This is a genomic window from Streptomyces sp. NPDC020875, from assembly GCF_040641415.1.
Lineage (GTDB): Bacteria > Actinomycetota > Actinomycetes > Streptomycetales > Streptomycetaceae > Streptomyces.
Map to the genome: position 1 here is coordinate 1 of NZ_JBFADP010000013.1, position 17555 is coordinate 17555.

7 protein-coding genes, 1 tRNA gene, 1 rRNA gene and 1 pseudogene are annotated in these 17555 nt (G+C 70.3%); 9 read left to right on the top strand and 1 reads right to left on the bottom strand.

What is annotated here, in order from left to right:
* The first annotated feature begins 129 nt into the window (after nucleotides 1–129).
* Both rrf and AB0G74_RS09635 read left to right on the top strand, forming a co-directional pair.
* Nucleotides 130–246, top strand: a 5S ribosomal RNA gene (gene rrf / locus AB0G74_RS09630).
* A gap of 259 nt (nucleotides 247–505) precedes the next feature.
* Nucleotides 506–578: transfer RNA gene (locus AB0G74_RS09635), tRNA-Thr, on the top strand.
* 71 nt (nucleotides 579–649) lie between these two features.
* Here AB0G74_RS09635 and AB0G74_RS09640 read toward each other — a convergent pair.
* The gene (locus AB0G74_RS09640) at nucleotides 650–3322 is read right to left on the bottom strand and encodes a SpoIIE family protein phosphatase (protein ID WP_361142582.1); all 2673 of its coding nucleotides are present in this window, start codon (nucleotides 3320–3322) and stop codon (nucleotides 650–652) included.
* Between the two features lie 267 nt (nucleotides 3323–3589).
* Between AB0G74_RS09640 and AB0G74_RS09645 the strand changes: the two genes are divergently transcribed.
* From AB0G74_RS09645 to AB0G74_RS09675, 7 genes and pseudogenes are all read left to right on the top strand, one after another.
* The gene (locus AB0G74_RS09645) at nucleotides 3590–9067 is read left to right on the top strand and encodes a HAMP domain-containing protein (RefSeq protein WP_361142584.1); all 5478 of its coding nucleotides are present in this window, start codon (nucleotides 3590–3592) and stop codon (nucleotides 9065–9067) included.
* Nucleotides 9068–9397: 330 nt separating this feature from the next.
* Nucleotides 9398–10081, top strand: coding sequence for a response regulator (locus AB0G74_RS09650; RefSeq protein ID WP_361142587.1), 684 nt, complete (start codon nucleotides 9398–9400; stop codon nucleotides 10079–10081).
* A gap of 237 nt (nucleotides 10082–10318) precedes the next feature.
* Nucleotides 10319–13150, top strand: a complete 2832-nt coding sequence (locus tag AB0G74_RS09655; protein WP_361142590.1) for a DNA translocase FtsK — start codon at nucleotides 10319–10321, stop codon at nucleotides 13148–13150.
* A 474-nt stretch (nucleotides 13151–13624) separates the two neighbouring features.
* On the top strand, nucleotides 13625–14455 hold the full coding sequence (locus AB0G74_RS09660) for a helix-turn-helix domain-containing protein (protein ID WP_361142593.1): 831 nt from the start codon (nucleotides 13625–13627) through the stop codon (nucleotides 14453–14455).
* 205 nt (nucleotides 14456–14660) lie between these two features.
* A pseudogene (gene rimO / locus AB0G74_RS09665) lies at nucleotides 14661–16142 on the top strand (30S ribosomal protein S12 methylthiotransferase RimO); the annotation flags it as partial.
* 155 nt (nucleotides 16143–16297) lie between these two features.
* Entirely contained in the window at nucleotides 16298–16966 is a 669-nt protein-coding gene (pgsA, locus tag AB0G74_RS09670) for a CDP-diacylglycerol--glycerol-3-phosphate 3-phosphatidyltransferase (RefSeq protein ID WP_358825459.1), read from the top strand.
* On the top strand, nucleotides 16963–17481 hold the full coding sequence (locus AB0G74_RS09675; protein WP_361142596.1) for a nicotinamide-nucleotide amidohydrolase family protein: 519 nt from the start codon (nucleotides 16963–16965) through the stop codon (nucleotides 17479–17481). Before pgsA ends, AB0G74_RS09675 begins: the two co-directional genes overlap by 4 nt.
* The last annotated feature ends 74 nt before the right edge of the window (nucleotides 17482–17555 follow it).

Sequence of the window (17555 nt, forward strand, 5' to 3'; positions counted from 1 at the left end):
GAAGCCAGGTAACTGGTGGAGGTGACCGGTACTAATAGGCCGAGGGCTTGTCCATTGATGCTCGCGTCCACTGTGTTAGTTCTGAGGCAACGACCCCCATTGCTGGTTGGGTTGTTTGTTTCATAGTGTTTCGGTGGTTATTGCGTTAGGGAAACGCCCGGTTACATTCCGAACCCGGAAGCTAAGCCTTTCAGCGCCGATGGTACTGCAGGGGGGACCCTGTGGGAGAGTAGGACGCCGCCGAACAATCTTTGAGTGAGGGCTCTGGCCCCTTGAGACTATGTCTCGGGGCCAGAGCCCTTTCTGCATTTCAGGGGCCGTGCCTTTACGAGCCTTGTCGGGCCGGTCGGCCGACGGTCCTGCCTTCCCGGCGGGGGCTCGGAGGGCGGTCGGTGTGCGGTGGTCCGCGGGGTCCTGGACCGCCACGACGATCTTCGTGGCGCCGGTGGTTCGAAACACCCCCCAACTCGGGGTATGATTTACCTCGTTGCCGCAGGGCAGCAAGGCCCCAATAGCTCAGTCGGTAGAGCGTCTCCATGGTAAGGAGAAGGTCTACGGTTCGATTCCGTATTGGGGCTCGTACAGAAGAAGGCCCCCGCCGTTCGGCGGGGGCCTTCTTCGTGTTCGGGGAGTGAGTGCTCCGGGGGAGCTACTTCCGCTCGGGCTGGGGGAGCTGGTCCGGCTCCGGGATACGGAGGGCCAGGATCGCCATGTCGTCGGACGCGGGCTCGGCGGCGAACCGCTCGACCGCGCGCATCACCCGGCCGGCCACCGCGCCCGCCGTGAGGCCCGTACACGAGGTGAGGACATCGGCCAGGCCGTCGTCGCCGAGCATGCGGGTGCCCTCGCGGCGTTCGGTGATGCCGTCCGTGACGCAGAGCAGGACGTCCCCGGGGGCGAGGGTCACCGCCTCCTCGTGCAGCTCCAGATCGTCCATGACGCCCAGCAGCGGCTGGGGCTCCGCGGGTGAGTCGACCGTGCCGTCGGGGCGGAGCCGTAGCGGCAGAGGGTGGCCCGCACAGACGACCTTGAGCTTGGCGCTGCCGTCCTCCTGGAGCTTCAACTCGCCGTAGAGCAGGGTGAGGAAGCGGCTGCGGGAGCCCTCGTCGAGGATGGCCGCGTTGAGCCGCTCCAGGACCGCGGGGCCGCCGAAGCCCTCACGGGCCAGCAACCGGAGCGCGTGCCGGGCGAGACCGGTGACCGCGGCGGCCTCCGGGCCCGTACCGCAGACGTCGCCGATGGCGAAGCCGTAGGTGCCGTCACTGATCGGGAAGACGTCGTAGAAGTCGCCGCCGACCTCGTTGCCCTCGCCCGCCGCGCGGTAGATCACCTCGACGTCGACGCCCGGGATCTGCGGGGACTCCGGCGGCAGCAGACTGCGCTGGAGGGACTGGCTGATGGCGACGCGCTCCGAGTACAGCCGCGCGTTGTCGAGGGCGAGGGCCGCCCGGCGCGACAGGTCCTCGGCGAGTTCGAGGATCTCCTGGCGGAAGTGCTCGTCCGTGGGCTTGCCGAGGGTCAGCATGCCGATCACCCGGTTCCGGGCGACCAGCGGCAGAACGACCGTCTCGCCCCCGACGGCCGCCGCGATGGCGAGCGTATTGCCGATACCCGATGAGACGGGCGACGAGGAGCCGAGGCCCAGCTCGCGCTTGGAGGTCTCCAGGGCGGCCTGCTGGGCGGCCTTGGCCGGGGCGGTCCAGACCCGGGCCCCGGGCGTCCGGACCGGTTCCGGCGGGGCCACCCGGGACAGCAGCTCCTTCAGACCGTCGATGCGCTCCTCGTCCTCGTGCAGTACATAGCTGAGGTACGGGTCGGACGCGGGGTCGGCGATCGTGTAGACGGCACACCAGGTCGCCAGGGTGGGGACCGTCATCTGCGCCATCAGGGCCAGCGTCTGGTCCCGGTCGAGGGTTCCGGCGAGCAGGTCGGACGCCTCGACGAGGAAGGAGAGGGAGCCGCGCCGCAGGCGTTCCAGTTCGCCCAGACGGGCGGATTCGACGGCCAGGGCGATCCGGTCGGCCGCGAACTGGAGCCGTAGGGCCTCCTCGTTCGTATAGCGGCCCGCGGACTCGGCGGCGACCCCGAGGGAGCCGGTGAGCCGGCCCTCGACCTTGAGGGGGACGGTGACGACGGAGCGCATGCCGGTGGTGTTGAGCAGGGGTACCGCGCCGGGGACGGAGGTGAGGTCGTCGTGGACCGCGGGCATCCGGGCGGAGCCGTACCGCCCCGTACCGGCCTCGACGGGGACCCGGGCGAACCGCTGGCGGGCCGACGGCAGACCGGTGGTGGCCCGGACCTCCAGTTCCGTCTCGTCGTCGGTGGCGAGCAGCAGGAACGCGGCGTCGCCGTCGAGCATGTCACGGGCGCGTTCCACCGTGCGCTGGAGCAGACCGTCGAGGTCGTCGGGGGCGGGCGAGCCGATGAAGACCTCGAAGGGGTCTGCGGCGTGCGGTTCGATACCGCTCTCGGCGGCGGCGGTGACCCGGTGCGGGGTCTGGAGGACGGCGCGCTCGTCGTCGCGTACCAGTAGACAGACCGTGGACGGCTCGCCCTGGGTGTCACGGACCCGCAGGTGGGAGGCGTAGACGGGGATGACCCGGCCCTCGGTGTCCCGGATGCCGTAGCTGCCCTCCCAGCGGGAGAGCTGGAGGGCCTCGGCGATCCCCGTGCTGGTGCCGGGGGTGTGGGGCCAGGCGGCGAGATCCGCGAGGGGTTTGCCGACGACCTGGTCGGCGGGGTAGCCGAAGAGGTGCTCGGCGTCCTCGTTCCAGACGGAGATCGCGCCGACGCGGTCGATCTGGGCGACGGCGACCCGGACGCGTTCGTCGGCGACCGGAAGCATGGGGGTCGGCAGTACGGGCCCCGCCGAGCGGGTGCCGACCGGGCGCTGGGGCAGATCGAGCTGGAACCAGACCTGCTTGTACGTGGCCGTGTACTCGACGCCCCAGCGGGAGGCGAGGGCGGAGCAGAGCTGGAGGCCGCGGCCGTTCTCGCTGTCCAGCGGGGCGAGTACATGACTGCCCTGGAGCGGAATCTCACGTTCGGGGTAGCGGTCGGCGACTTCGATCCGGACACTGTCGTCGGTGCGGAGACAGAGGACGTCGGCGGCGGTTCCGGCGTGGACGATGGCGTTGGTGACGAGTTCGCTGGTCAGAACGACGGCGTCATCGACGATTTCGGCATGCCCCCAGCCGTGGAGGGTGTCCCGGACGAAGGCGCGGGCGGTCGCCACGGACCGTCCGACCGGGTCGAAGGAGGCGGCTGCCCGAGCGGTGATCACTGAACTCCTCGTACGCGTCTCGACGCCCGGCTCTGCCATGATCGGCCCGTCCCTCCCGGTGCCCGGTCCCTGTGCCACGCCCCTGTCGCCCCGGCCGGGCGGACCGGGGCGGTTGGACAGCCGGAGGCCAGGTTACTTACCTTCGCAGTCCGAGCGGATGCCGGTCGCCGTTGTTTCCGCCCTCCGAGGGCGGGGACGTGCTGCGAAGCCGCCGAACTGTTATGGCCTGGTTCGGTCCGGGTGAAACACTGGGCACTTACCCGATATGAGCTCGTGAGAACGGTCAACCCCTGCGGGAGGGACACGGTGGAGTCTGGCGTGGCGGCGCGTGGCGGGAACACGCGCGCGAAAGGCGGCCGGTCCCGGGGCGGTGGGACGACCGTGGTGGACACGGTCGATCTGAATCGCCTGCTGGCGGCGTTGACGTCGATGCGGGACGGGAACTTCCGCAAGCGGCTGACGGTGTCCGGCGACGATGTGATGGCGGAGATCGCCGCCGTCTACAACGAGGTCGCGGACCGTAATCTCCATCTCACCGGTGAGCTGGCGCGGGTGCGCCGGGTCGTGGGGCGGGAGGGGAAGCTGACCGAGCGGCTGGACACGGGGGCCTGTGAAGGGTCCTGGGCCGCCGCGATCGACGCGTCGAACGCGCTGGTCGACGAGTTGGCGCGGCCGGTGTCCGAGGTGGGCCGGGTGCTGTCGGCGGTGGCCGACGGCGATCTCCAGCAGCGGATGGATCTGCGGTCGCAGGGCACGGACGGGGTGGTCCGGCCGCTGCGCGGAGAGTTCCTCAAGGTGGCGCGGACCGTCAACGGTCTGGTGGACCAGCTGTCCGCGTTCACGGACGAGGTGACGCGGGTCGCGCTGGAAGTCGGTACCGAGGGCAAGCTGGGCGGCCAGGCGCAGGCCCGGGGGATGTCGGGCTCCTGGAAGGATCTGACGGACTCCGTCAATACGATGGCGCAGCGGCTGACGGCGCAGGTGCGGGACATCGCGCTGGTCACCACGGCGGTCGCCAAGGGCGATCTGTCGCAGAAGGTGACGGTGCACGTCGCCGGGGAGATGCTGGAGCTGAAGAACACCGTCAACACGATGGTGGACCAGCTCCAGTCCCTGGGGTCCGAGGTGACCCGGGTCTCCCGCGAGGTGGGGACCGAGGGCATGCTGGGCGGCCAGGCCGAGGTGCCCGGGGTGGCCGGGGTGTGGAAGGACCTCACCGACTCGGTCAACACGATGGCGGGGAATCTGACCTCGCAGGTCCGGGCGATCGCCGAGGTGACGACGGCGGTCGCGAACGGTGATCTGTCGCAGAAGGTCACCGTCAACGCGCGGGGCGAGGTCGCCCAGCTGGCGGAGACCGTCAACCAGATGACGGAGACGCTGCGGACGTTCGCGGACGAGGTGACGCGGGTCGCGTCCGAGGTCGGCGGGGAGGGGCTGCTCGGCGGGCAGGCCCAGGTGCCGGGTGCGGCGGGGACGTGGAAGGACCTGACGGACTCGGTCAATACGGTCTTCCGCAATCTGACCACCCAGGTACGGGACATCGCGCAGGTGACGACGGCGGTCGCCAACGGCGATCTGTCGCAGAAGGTCACGGTGGACGTGGCCGGGGAGATGCTGGAGCTGAAGAACACCGTCAACACGATGGTGGACCAGCTGCAGTCGTTCGGTTCCGAGGTGACCCGGGTGGCCCGCGAGGTCGGTATCGAGGGCCGGCTCGGCGGTCAGGCGCGGGTGCCGGGTGCGGCGGGGACGTGGAAGGACCTGACGGACTCGGTCAACACCGCGTTCCACAACCTGACCGGTCAGGTTCGGGACATCGCGCAGGTGACGACGGCGGTGGCGCGCGGTGATCTGTCGCAGAAGGTCACGGTGGACGTGGCCGGGGAGATGCTGGAGCTGAAGAACACCGTCAATACGATGGTGGCGCAGCTGTCGTCCTTCGCGGACCAGGTCACCCGGATGGCGCGGGACGTGGGTACGGAGGGCCGGCTCGGCGGTCAGGCCCGGGTCGACGGCGTCAGCGGTACCTGGAAGGAGCTGACGGACTCGGTCAACTTCATGGCCGGGAACCTGACCTGGCAGGTCCGGCAGATCGCGCAGGTGACGACGGCGGTGGCGCGCGGTGATCTGTCGCAGAAGATCGACGTGGACGCCCGGGGCGAGATCCTGGAGCTGAAGAACACCATCAATACGATGGTCGACCAGCTCTCGGCCTTCGCCGACCAGGTGACGCGGGTGGCGCGCGAGGTGGGTACGGAGGGCCGGCTCGGCGGTCAGGCCCAGGTGCCGGGCGTGGCCGGGGTCTGGCGCGATCTGACGGACTCCGTGAACGGTATGGCGGGAAATCTGACCAACCAGGTCCGCAATATCGCCCAGGTCGCGACGGCGGTGGCGCGCGGTGATCTGTCGCAGAAGATCGAGGTCGACGCCCGGGGCGAGATCCTGGAGCTGAAGAACACCATCAATACGATGGTCGACCAGCTCTCCGACTTCGCCGAGCAGGTCACGATGGTGGCCCGCGAGGTGGGTACGGAGGGCATGCTGGGCGGTCAGGCCGAGGTACAGGGCGTCTCCGGGACGTGGAAGGACCTCACCCAGTCCGTCAACTCGATGGCCAACAATCTGACGTCCCAGGTGCGGAGCATCGCGGAGGTCACCACGGCGGTCGCCAAGGGCGATCTGTCGAAGAAGATCACCGTGGACGCCAAGGGCGAGATCCTCGAACTGGTGACGACGGTCAACACCATGGTCGACCAGTTGTCCGATTTCGCGGACGAGGTGACCCGGGTGGCCCGTGAGGTGGGTACCGAGGGTGTGCTGGGCGGTCAGGCCCGGGTGCGCGGGGTCACCGGTATCTGGAAGGACCTCAGCGACAACGTCAATCTGATGGCGAACAACCTCACCAATCAGGTGCGGAACATCGCCCGGGTGTCGGCGGCGGTCGCCAACGGCGATCTGACGAAGAAGGTGACCGTCGAGGCGCGCGGCGAGTTCGCGGAGCTGGCGGAGACCGTGAACACGATGGTGACGACGCTGTCGTCGTTCGCGGACGAGGTGACCCGGGTGGCCCGTGAGGTGGGCACCGAGGGCGAGCTGGGCGGTCAGGCGCAGGTTCCGGGGGTCTCCGGGACGTGGAAGGACCTGACCGAGTCGGTGAACTCGATGGCGTCCAATCTGACCTGGCAGGTCCGCCAGATCGCCACGGTGACCACGGCCATCGCCAAGGGCGATCTGACCCGTAAGATCGATATCGACGCCCGGGGCGAGATCCTCGAACTGAAGACGACCATCAACACCATGGTCGACCAGCTGTCGGCGTTCGCGGGTGAGGTGACCCGGGTGGCCCGTGAGGTGGGTACGGACGGTCAGCTCGGCGGTCAGGCCCGGGTCCGGGACGTGGACGGCACCTGGCGGGATCTGACGGAGTCGGTGAACGAGATGGCCGGGAACCTGACCCGGCAGGTGCGGGCGATCGCTGCGGTGGCGACCGCGGTGACCCGGGGCGATCTCAATCTGAAGGTCGACGTGGACGCGGCCGGGGAGATCCAGGTCCTCCAGGACAACATCAATACGATGATCGCCAATCTGCGGGACACCACCCTCGCCAATGAGGAGCAGGACTGGCTGAAGGGGAATCTGGCCCGGATCTCGGGTCTGATGCAGGGGCGCCGGGATCTGGACGACGTGGCGTCGCTGATCATGAGCGAGCTGACGCCGGTGGTGTCGGCTCAGCACGGCGCGTTCTTCCTGGCGATGCCGACGGGCGGCAGTTCGGATGTGTCGGGCGAGGAGGAGACCTCGTACGAGCTCCAGATGCGGGCGAGTTACGGCTACTCGGCCGGTCTCATGCCCACCTCGTTCCGGCCGGGGGAGACGCTGATCGGGACGGCCGCCGAGGAGAAGCGGACGATCCAGGTCAATGTGCCGCCGGGGTATCTGAAGATCTCCTCGGGGCTCGGGGAGGCGTCCCCGGCGTATGTGATCGTGCTGCCGGTGCTTTTCGAGGGGAAGGTCCTCGGGGTGATCGAGCTGGCGTCGTTCCAGCCGTTCACGCAGATCCAGCGGGACTTCCTGAACCAGATCGCCGAGATGATCGCGACCAGTGTCAACACGATCAGTGTGAACACCAAGACCGAGGTGCTGCTGAAGCAGTCGCAGGAGCTGACGGAGCAGCTGCGGGAGCGTTCGGCGGAGCTGGAGAACCGGCAGAAGGCGCTGCAGGCGTCCAATGCCGAGCTGGAGGACAAGGCGGAGCTGCTGGCCCAGCAGAACCGGGACATCGAGGTGAAGAACACCGAGATCGAGGAGGCCCGGCAGGTGCTGGAGGAGCGGGCGGAACAGCTCGCGGTCTCCATGCGCTACAAGTCGGAGTTCCTGGCGAATATGTCGCACGAGCTGCGGACGCCGCTGAACTCGCTGCTGATCCTGGCGAAGCTGCTGGCGGACAACGCGGAGGGCAATCTCTCGCCGAAGCAGGTGGAGTTCGCCGAGACGATCCACGGGGCGGGTTCCGATCTGCTCCAGCTGATCAACGACATTCTCGATCTGTCGAAGGTCGAGGCGGGGAAGATGGACGTCAGTCCGACCCGGATCGCCCTGGTGCAGCTGGTGGACTATGTGGAGGCGACGTTCCGTCCGCTGACGGCGGAGAAGGGGCTTGACTTCTCGGTCCGGGTCTCGCCCGAGTTGCCGGCGACGCTCCACACCGACGAGCAGCGGCTGTTGCAGGTGCTGCGGAATCTGCTGTCGAACGCGGTGAAGTTCACCGATTCGGGGGCGGTGGAGCTGGTGATCCGTCCGGCGGGGGCGGACGTCCCGGCGTCGATCCACGAGCAGTTGCTGGAGGGCGGCACGCTGGCCAGCCCCGACTCGGAGCTGATCGCGTTCTCGGTGACCGATACGGGGATCGGGATCGCGGCCGGGAAGATGCGGGTGATCTTCGAGGCGTTCAAGCAGGCGGACGGGACGACAAGCCGGAAGTACGGCGGTACGGGGCTCGGGCTCTCGATCAGCCGGGAGATCGCCCGGCTGCTGGGCGGGGAGATCCACGCGGCGAGCGAGCCGGGCCGTGGTTCGACGTTCACGCTCTATCTGCCGCTGCATCCGGTGGCGCAGCCGTCGTCGGCGGCCGGTGGGGCGGGGGACGGTACGGACGGCGCGGGCGCGCCGCCGGAGCGCCCCGAGCGGCTCCTCCAGGGCGGTGACCCGGGTCCCGCGGCGCTGTTCCGCCGCCGCCGCAAGGCGCTGGGGGGTGCTCCGGAGGCCCCGGCGCTGCCCGCGGCGTCCGCCGGTGGCCCGGCGGGGGGTCCGGCGGCGCCGGTCGGCGGGGTGCCGTCGGCCGCCGATGGCCCGCTGGAGGCGGTCGGTGAGGAGGCGGGCGCGGAGCCGCGCCGTACCTTCGCCTTCGACAACGAGAAGGTACTGATCGTCGACGACGACATCCGCAATGTCTTCGCGCTCACCAGCGTGCTGGAGCAGCACGGCCTTTCGGTGCTGTACGCGGAGAACGGCCGGGAGGGCATCGAGGTGCTGGAGCAGCACGACGATGTGACGGTCGTCCTGATGGACATCATGATGCCGGAGATGGACGGCTACGCCACGACGACGGCGATCCGCCGGATGCCGCAGTTCGCCGGGCTGCCGATCATCGCGCTCACCGCGAAGGCGATGAAGGGCGACCGGGAGAAGGCGATCGAGTCGGGTGCCTCGGACTATGTGACCAAGCCGGTCGACCCGGATCATCTGCTCTCGGTGATGGAGGATTGGATGCGACGGCGCTGATACGAAACGTGACCGGAAGTTGATCGCCGAAGTCGACACCGGTGATCAATTGGTTATCAGATCTGATGGAAACGCCCCTAGTTGGTGACTGAGATTGCCTGGAGGTGTGTGGGAGAGTGGATTTCGGGGAACCTTCTGGTCTCGCGGCACGTTTCCGCTCTGTGCACAGTGACATCCCGGTGACAGGGTGTGGCGGTGGGCGGGGTGCGGCTACCATGACCGGCACAAGGGCGGACGGCGCAAAGGAGCCGTCCCCCGGGGCGGCGCCCGGTGTGTTCCCCGCGCTCACGAGGCCGGGGAGACTCCCATCCGGGGCGAGGAGGACGGGGCATGGTGCAGAAGGCCAAGATCCTCCTGGTCGATGACCGGCCGGAGAATCTGCTGGCGCTGGAGGCCATTCTCTCCGCGCTCGATCAGACACTGGTCCGGGCATCGTCCGGGGAGGAAGCGCTCAAGGCGCTGCTGACGGACGATTTCGCGGTCATTCTGCTCGATGTGCAGATGCCCGGCATGGACGGTTTCGAGACCGCCGCGCACATCAAGCGGCGGGAGCGGACCCGGGACATCCCGATCATCTTCCTCACCGCGATCAACCACGGCCCGCACCACACCTTCCGGGGTTACGCGGCGGGCGCGGTCGACTACATCTCCAAGCCGTTCGACCCGTGGGTGCTGCGGGCCAAGGTCTCGGTCTTCGTCGATCTGTATATGAAGAACTGCCAGCTGAGGGAGCAGGCCGCACTGCTCAGGCTCCAGTTGGACGGCGACGGCCGGACGAACTCCGCCGACAACGGCAAGGAGCCCGCGGGCCTGCTCGCCGAGCTGTCCGCCCGGCTGGCCGCCGTCGAGGAGCAGGCCGAGGCGCTCTCCAAGCAGCTCTACGACGACGCCGCGGACGCCGCCGCCGTGGCGACCGCAGCCCATCTGGAGCGGAAACTCACCGGGCTGCGCCGGGCGCTGGACGCGCTGGAGCCGGGTGCGGGCGGCGCGCCCGCCCTGCCGTCGCAGAGCTGACGGTACGGAGCCGGGGCCCGCGCGGTGGTGCGGGCGGCCCGGGGGCGCGTACGCAGTGAAGGCCGGCGCGGAGCCGGGCTCGTACGGTCGGCCCGTGGTCCCGGTAGGGCCGGTGAGCGGGCCCGGCGCGTACCGCCGCTGAGCAGGCGTCACCTTCGCGCCCCGGAAAGGCGACACGTTGGGGTGAAGCCGTGGGCACACGTGTCCACCGCCGTCGGCACCGGTAACCTCACCTCCATGGCCTCACGTACGTCCGGCAATGGTTCCCAGGAGACGGCGGGCGCCGCCAAGCCGCGTTCCGGCCGTACGAGCGGTGCTCCGGCCGCCAAGAAGGCGGCTCCCGCGAAGAAGACCGCCGCCGGGAAGGCTCCGGCGAAGAAGGCCGTGCCCGCGAAGAAGGCCCCGGCCAAGAAGAAGGCCGCCGCCCCCAAACCCGCGCCCAAGAAGGTGCCGTCCCCGACCGGGGGTGTCTACCGGCTCGCCCGGGCCCTCTGGCTCGGGACCGCCCACGCCGTCGGGGCGATGTTCCGCGGCATAGGGCGCGGCGCCAAGGGCCTCGACCCGGCCCACCGCAAGGACGGGCTCGCCCTGCTGCTGCTCGGGGTCGCCCTGATCGTCGCCGCCGGGACCTGGTCCCATCTCAGCGGCCCCGTCGGCGATCTGGTCGAGATGCTGGTCACCGGCACCTTCGGCCGGCTCGATCTGCTGGTGCCGATACTGCTCGGGGTGATCGCCGTCCGGCTGATCCTCTATCCGCAGAAGCCGGAGGCCAACGGGCGGGTCGTGATCGGGCTCTCCGCCCTCGTCGTCGGCGTGCTCGGGCAGGTCCACATCGCCTGCGGCTCGCCCGGCCGCGACGCGGGCACCGGCGCCATGCAGGACGCGGGCGGGCTGATCGGCTGGGCCGCCTCCAAACCGCTGATCTTCATGATGGGCGAGGTACTGGCCGTACCGATGCTGGTCCTGCTGACCGTCTTCGGGCTGCTGGTCGTCACCGCCACCCCCGTCAACGCCATTCCGCAGCGGCTGAGGCTGCTCGGGGTGAAGCTGGGCCTGGTCCGGCCCGCCGAGTCCGACGCGTACCCGGAGGGCCTGGACGGCGGCCGGACCGAGGACGACCGGCGGTACGAGGACCAGTGGCGGGACGCCGTACCCGGCGCGGCGGGGAAGCCGCGCCGCCCCCGGCGGGGCGGGGCGGCGTACGACCCCGACGACGCCGAGTCGGCCGAGCTGTCCCAGCGCCGTTCCCCGCGCCGGGGCTCCGTCCAGCCGTCCGCGCACCGGCCGATGGACGCCGTCGACGTGGCGGCCGCCGCGGCCGCCGCGCTGGACGGCGCGGTCTACAACGGGCTGCCGCCCTCCCCGCTGGTCGCCGATCTGACCAAGGACGTCACCGCCGATCTGCGGCGCGCGGGAACCCCGGTGCCGCCCGCGCGGGACGCCGACCTGCCCGAAGAGAGCGGTAGGGCCGCCGGGAAGCGGGGGGCCGTCGCCGAGAAGGGCGCGGCCGGCTCCGTACCGGATCTGACCAAGCCCGCGCCCGAACGGGCCGGGCCGCTGCCGCCCCGGGCCGAGCAGCTCCAGCTCGCCGGGGACATCACCTACTCCCTGCCCTCCCTCGACCTGCTGGAACGCGGCGGTCCCGGCAAGACGCGCAGCGCCGCCAATGACGCGATCGTGGCGTCGCTGACCAATGTCTTCACGGAGTTCAAGGTCGACGCGGCCGTCACCGGCTTCACCCGGGGCCCGACGGTCACCCGCTACGAGGTCGAACTGGGCCCCGCCGTGAAGGTCGAACGGATCACGGCCCTCACCAAGAACATCGCCTACGCCGTCGCCAGCCCGGACGTACGGATCATCTCGCCCATCCCCGGCAAGTCCGCGGTCGGTATCGAGATCCCCAACACCGACCGGGAGATGGTCAACCTCGGCGACGTACTGCGGCTCGCCGACGCCGCCGAGGACGACCACCCCATGCTGGTGGCGCTCGGCAAGGACGTCGAGGGCGGCTATGTGATGGCCAACCTCGCCAAGATGCCGCACATCCTGGTGGCGGGCGCGACCGGATCCGGTAAGTCCTCCTGCATCAACTGCCTCATCACCTCGGTGATGATAAGGGCGACCCCGGAGGACGTCCGGATGGTGCTGGTCGACCCCAAGCGGGTCGAGCTGACCGCGTACGAGGGCATTCCGCATCTGATCACCCCGATCATCACCAACCCCAAGCGGGCCGCCGAGGCGCTCCAGTGGGTCGTCCGTGAGATGGATCTGCGCTACGACGACCTCGCGGCCTTCGGCTTCCGGCATATCGACGACTTCAACGCGGCGATCCGGGCCGGGAAGGTCAAACTTCCGGAGGGCAGTGAGCGGGAGCTCCAGCCCTATCCGTATCTGCTGGTCATCGTGGACGAGCTGGCCGATCTGATGATGGTGGCGCCCCGGGACGTCGAGGACGCCATCGTCCGGATCACCCAGCTCGCCCGGGCCGCCGGAATCCATCTGGTGCTCGCCACCCAGCGGCCGTCCGTCGATGTCGTCACCGGGCTGATCAAGGCGAACGTACCGTCGCGGCTGGCCTTCGCCACCTCGTCCCTCGCCGACAGCCGGGTCATCCTCGACCAGCCGGGCGCGGAGAAGCTGATCGGCAAGGGCGACGGACTCTTCCTCCCGATGGGCGCCAACAAGCCCGTCCGGATGCAGGGCGCCTTCGTCACCGAGGACGAGGTCGGTGCGGTGGTCCAGCACTGCAAGGACCAGATGGCGCCGGTCTTCCGGGACGACGTCACCGTCGGCGGCAAGCAGAAGAAGGAGATCGACGAGGACATCGGCGACGATCTCGATCTGCTCTGCCAGGCCGCCGAGCTGGTGGTCTCCACCCAGTTCGGATCGACCTCGATGCTCCAGCGGAAGCTGCGGGTCGGCTTCGCGAAGGCGGGGCGGCTGATGGATCTGATGGAGTCGCGGAACATCGTCGGCCCGAGCGAGGGCTCCAAGGCCCGCGACGTACTGATCAAACCGGACGAGCTGGACGAGGTGCTGGCGGTGATCCGGGGGGAGTCGGCGCCGTGACCCCGGCCCCGGCGGCGACGACCGGGGGACCCGGCCGGTCGTACGGTGGCACGCTCCGGCGGTCCTCCCCTGATCGCGGCGGGTACCCGTTCCCGGCGGCGGGCGACGCGCGGCGCGTGGCCGGGCGGCCGTCGGCGGCGCTCGCGGCCGTACCGGGCCGATACCGCTTTCCGGGCCCGGAAGCCCGTCGGCGCGCCGGGCGCGACACGCCGGACGGTTGCGCGCGCCGGAGCGCGCCGCGCCCCGCGTGCGACGCGGCCGGGGTGTTTCCGCCCCCGTGGGACGGGAGAGCAACCGTTTCCCTTGCTCATACGTCAAGTTGGGGTGAGGGGCAGTGGAGAACTCCCCTCGGCGCCGTCGGCGTACCGGCCATTCCGATGGCGTACAAACTCCTTCCGCCCGGTTGCCCCACCCTTTCGTACCACCCGTAGACTGAACCTCCAGCAGGTGGTTACACGCTCGAAAGGCACCCCCGTGTCCATCGGCAACTCCCCCGAAGACGACCGGCCTTCCACCCCCGAGGAGCGGCCCTCCATCGGGCGCGTCCTCCAGCAGGCGCGGCTCGCGGCCGGACTGACCGTCGACGACATCAGCGCCACCACCCGCGTACGCGTCCCGATCGTGACCGCGATCGAACACGACGACTTCACCCGCAGCGGCGGCGACGTCTACGCCCGCGGCCATATCCGGATGATCGCCGGGGCCGTCGGGCTCGACCCCGAACCGCTGGTCGGACAGTACGACTCCGAGCGCGGCGGACGCCCCGCGCCGACCCCCGCCGCGCCCCTCTTCGAGGCCGAGCGGATCCGGCCGGAGCCGCGCCGCCCCAATTGGACCGCGGCCATGGTCGCGGCGATCGTCGCGGTCGTCGGCTTCGTCGGCTTCACCCTGTTCAACGGCGGGGACGACGGCGCCGGGCAGGGCCAGGTCGCCAAGGGGCCGCAGGCCGAGCGGTCGGCTGGGACCGGGACCAAGCCGTCCGGCGGACCCGCCGAGAAGCCCGGCCCGGTGCCGTCCGACTCGGCGATCGCCGCCGCCCCGGCCGACAAGGTCACCGTCAAGCTGACCGTGCTCAAGAACAAGAGCTGGATCTCCGCCGAGGCCGCCAACGGCCGGAAGATCTTCGACGGCACGCTCGCCAAGGGCGATACCCGTACCTTCCAGGACGACCGCCGGATCGATCTGATCCTCGGCAACGCCGGGGCGATCGAGCTGTACGTCAACGGGAAGAAGATCGAGGACGAGTTCAAGCAGGGGCAGGTCGAACGGCTCTCGTACACGAAGGGCGACCCCGAGGCGGGCTGACGCCCCCGGACGGCCGGGATCTCCGTCGGCGGGCGCCGGACCAGCGGGGCACACCCCGGGAGGACCGGCCGACGGTGGGGCAAAGCGCCCCGGACGGTGGATACGGCCGGGTAACGGGGCGGGTCGGACGGTGCTCCGGCCGCGTACCCCCCGTCGGCGAGGCTCGGGGCGAAGGCGCGGGCCCGGACGAAGTAGTCTTGAGCCCATGCCCGAACGCCGTACCGTCGCCCTTGTCACTCTTGGCTGCGCCCGTAACGAGGTGGACTCGGAGGAGCTAGCAGGCCGTCTGGCAGCGGACGGCTGGGACCTGGTCGACGAAGCCTCCGACGCCGATGTCGCCGTGGTCAACACCTGCGGCTTCGTCGAGGCCGCCAAGAAGGACTCCGTCGACGCCCTGCTGGAGGCGAACGACCTCAAGGACCACGGCCGCACCCAGGCCGTGGTCGCCGTCGGCTGCATGGCCGAGCGGTACGGCAAAGAGCTGGCGGACGCGCTCCCCGAGGCCGACGGCGTCCTCGGCTTCGACGACTACGCGAACATCTCCGACCGGCTGCGGACCATCCTCGGCGGCGGGATCCACGCCTCCCACACGCCCCGCGACCGGCGCAAGCTGCTGCCGCTGAGCCCCGCCGAGCGGCAGTCCGCGACCGATGTGGCGCTCCCCGGACACGGCGCGCCCGCCGAGGCGCCCGCCGAACTGCCCGAAGGGCTCGCCGACCTCCCCGAGGGGCTCGCGCCCGAATCCGGGCCGCGCGCCCCCCTGCGCCGCCGGCTCGGCAGCAGCCCGGTGGCCTCGGTGAAGCTGGCCTCCGGCTGCGACCGGCGCTGCACCTTCTGCGCCATCCCCTCCTTCCGGGGCTCCTTCATCTCGCGCCGCCCCTCCGATGTGCTGGGCGAGACCCGCTGGCTGGCCGAGCAGGGCGTGAAGGAGATCATGCTGGTCTCCGAGAACAACACGTCCTACGGCAAGGACCTCGGCGACATCCGGCTGCTGGAGACCCTGCTGCCGGAGCTGGCGGCCGTCGACGGCATTGAGCGTGTACGAGTCAGCTATCTCCAGCCCGCCGAGATGCGGCCCGGACTGATCGACGTCCTGACCGGTACGCCCAAGGTCGCGCCCTACTTCGACCTCTCCTTCCAGCACTCCGCCCCCGGGGTGCTGCGCGCGATGCGGCGCTTCGGTGACACCGACCGCTTCCTCGAACTGCTGGAGACCATCCGCGCCAGAGCGCCGCGGGCCGGGGTGCGCTCCAACTTCATCGTCGGCTTCCCGGGCGAGACCGAGGCCGACTACGCCGAGCTGGAGCGCTTCCTCACCCATGCCCGGCTCGACGCCATCGGTGTGTTCGGCTACTCCGACGAGGACGGTACGGAAGCCGCCACGTACGAGAACAAGCTCGACGAGGACGTCGTCGCCGAGCGGCTCTCCCGGCTCTCCCGGCTCGCCGAGGAGCTGACCGCGCAGCGCGCCGACGAGCGGGTCGGCGAGGAGCTGGAGGTGCTGGTCGAATCCGTCGCCGGGGAAGGCGCGGGCGATCAGGACGAGGCCGCCGTGGGGCGGGCCGCGCACCAGGCGCCGGAGACCGACGGCCAGATCGTCTTCACCTCCGCCGAGGGCCTGGAGCCCGGCCGGATGGTGCGGGCCAAGGTCGTGGCCACCGAGGGCGTCGACCTGGTCGCGGAGTATCTGGGTCTGCCCGGCGAGCAGGTGGTGACCGCGGCGGCGCCGTCGGCCACCGGGTCCGCCGCGCTGGAGGCCCTGGTCGCCGGGGCGGCGCCGCTGGGCGCCCGGCGGCGCGCCGGGGACGGTGGTCGGCCCGCGGGCGGCGAGGAGGCGGCCAGATGACCGGAGTGCCGGCATCCGCCGGGGGCGGCCGGCCCGGCCGGCCGGCACCCGGCGGCAAGCTGGGCGCTGCGGCCGTCAATCAGGCCAGCCTGTGGAATATCGCCAACCTCCTGACCATGCTGCGGTTGCTGCTGGTCCCCGCCTTCGTGGTGCTGCTGCTCCAGGACGGTGGCTACGACCCCGCCTGGCGCGCCTGGGCCTGGGCCGCGTTCGCCGTCGCGATGATCACGGATGTCTTCGACGGGCATCTGGCCCGGACGTACAACCTGGTCACCGACTTCGGGAAGATCGCCGACCCGATCGCCGACAAGGCGATCATGGCGGCGGGCCTGATCTGTCTCTCCGCCCTCGGTGATCTCCCCTGGTGGGTCACGGGAGTGATCCTCTTCCGCGAGCTGGGCATCACCCTGATGCGGTTCTGGGTGATCCGGCACGGGGTGATCCCGGCCAGCCGGGGCGGCAAGATGAAGACCCTGGCCCAGGGCACGGCCGTCGGGATGTACGTCCTGGCGCTCACCGGGGGGCTGGCCACCCTCCGCTTCTGGGTGATGGGGCTGGCCGTCGTGCTGACCGTCGTCACCGGTCTGGATTACGTGCGTCAGGCCGTCTCGATGCGCCGCCGGGGGCTCGCCAAGGAGCGCGGCGGCGGGCCGGACGCCCGATGACCGCGGTACCGGCGGCGGAGCGGGTACTGACCCTGCTCGCGGAGCGTGACCAGACCCTGGCCGTGGCCGAGTCCCTCACCGGTGGCCTGGTGGCCGCCGGGATCACCGGCGTACCCGGCTCGTCCCGCTCCTTCCTCGGCTCCGTGACGGCGTACGCCACCGGGCTCAAGGAGCGGCTGCTGGGGGTCGACGCGACCCTACTGGCGGAGCGGGGGCCGGTGTGTTCCGAGGTCGCGGCGCAGATGGCGGCGGGTGTGCGCGGACTGCTGGACGCCGACTGGGGAATCGCCACCACCGGGGTCGCCGGTCCCGGCCCGCAGGACGGGCAACCGGCCGGAACGGTCTTCGTGGCCGTTTCGGGACCGGACGGAATCGAGAAAGTCGCCGCACTGAGATTGAACGGCACCCGGGCGGAAATCCGTAAAGAGAGTGTACGGAGCGTACTGGAGCTGCTCTCCGGCGAACTGCACGGAAATGCGCGGGCACAGGATACGGAACAGAACGGGGGGAATTGATGTTTACAGCCCTGAGTGAACACGTCATCGCTCCCCGCACGGCCGCGGCGCGAGGCGGTACGGTGGGGCGTGAA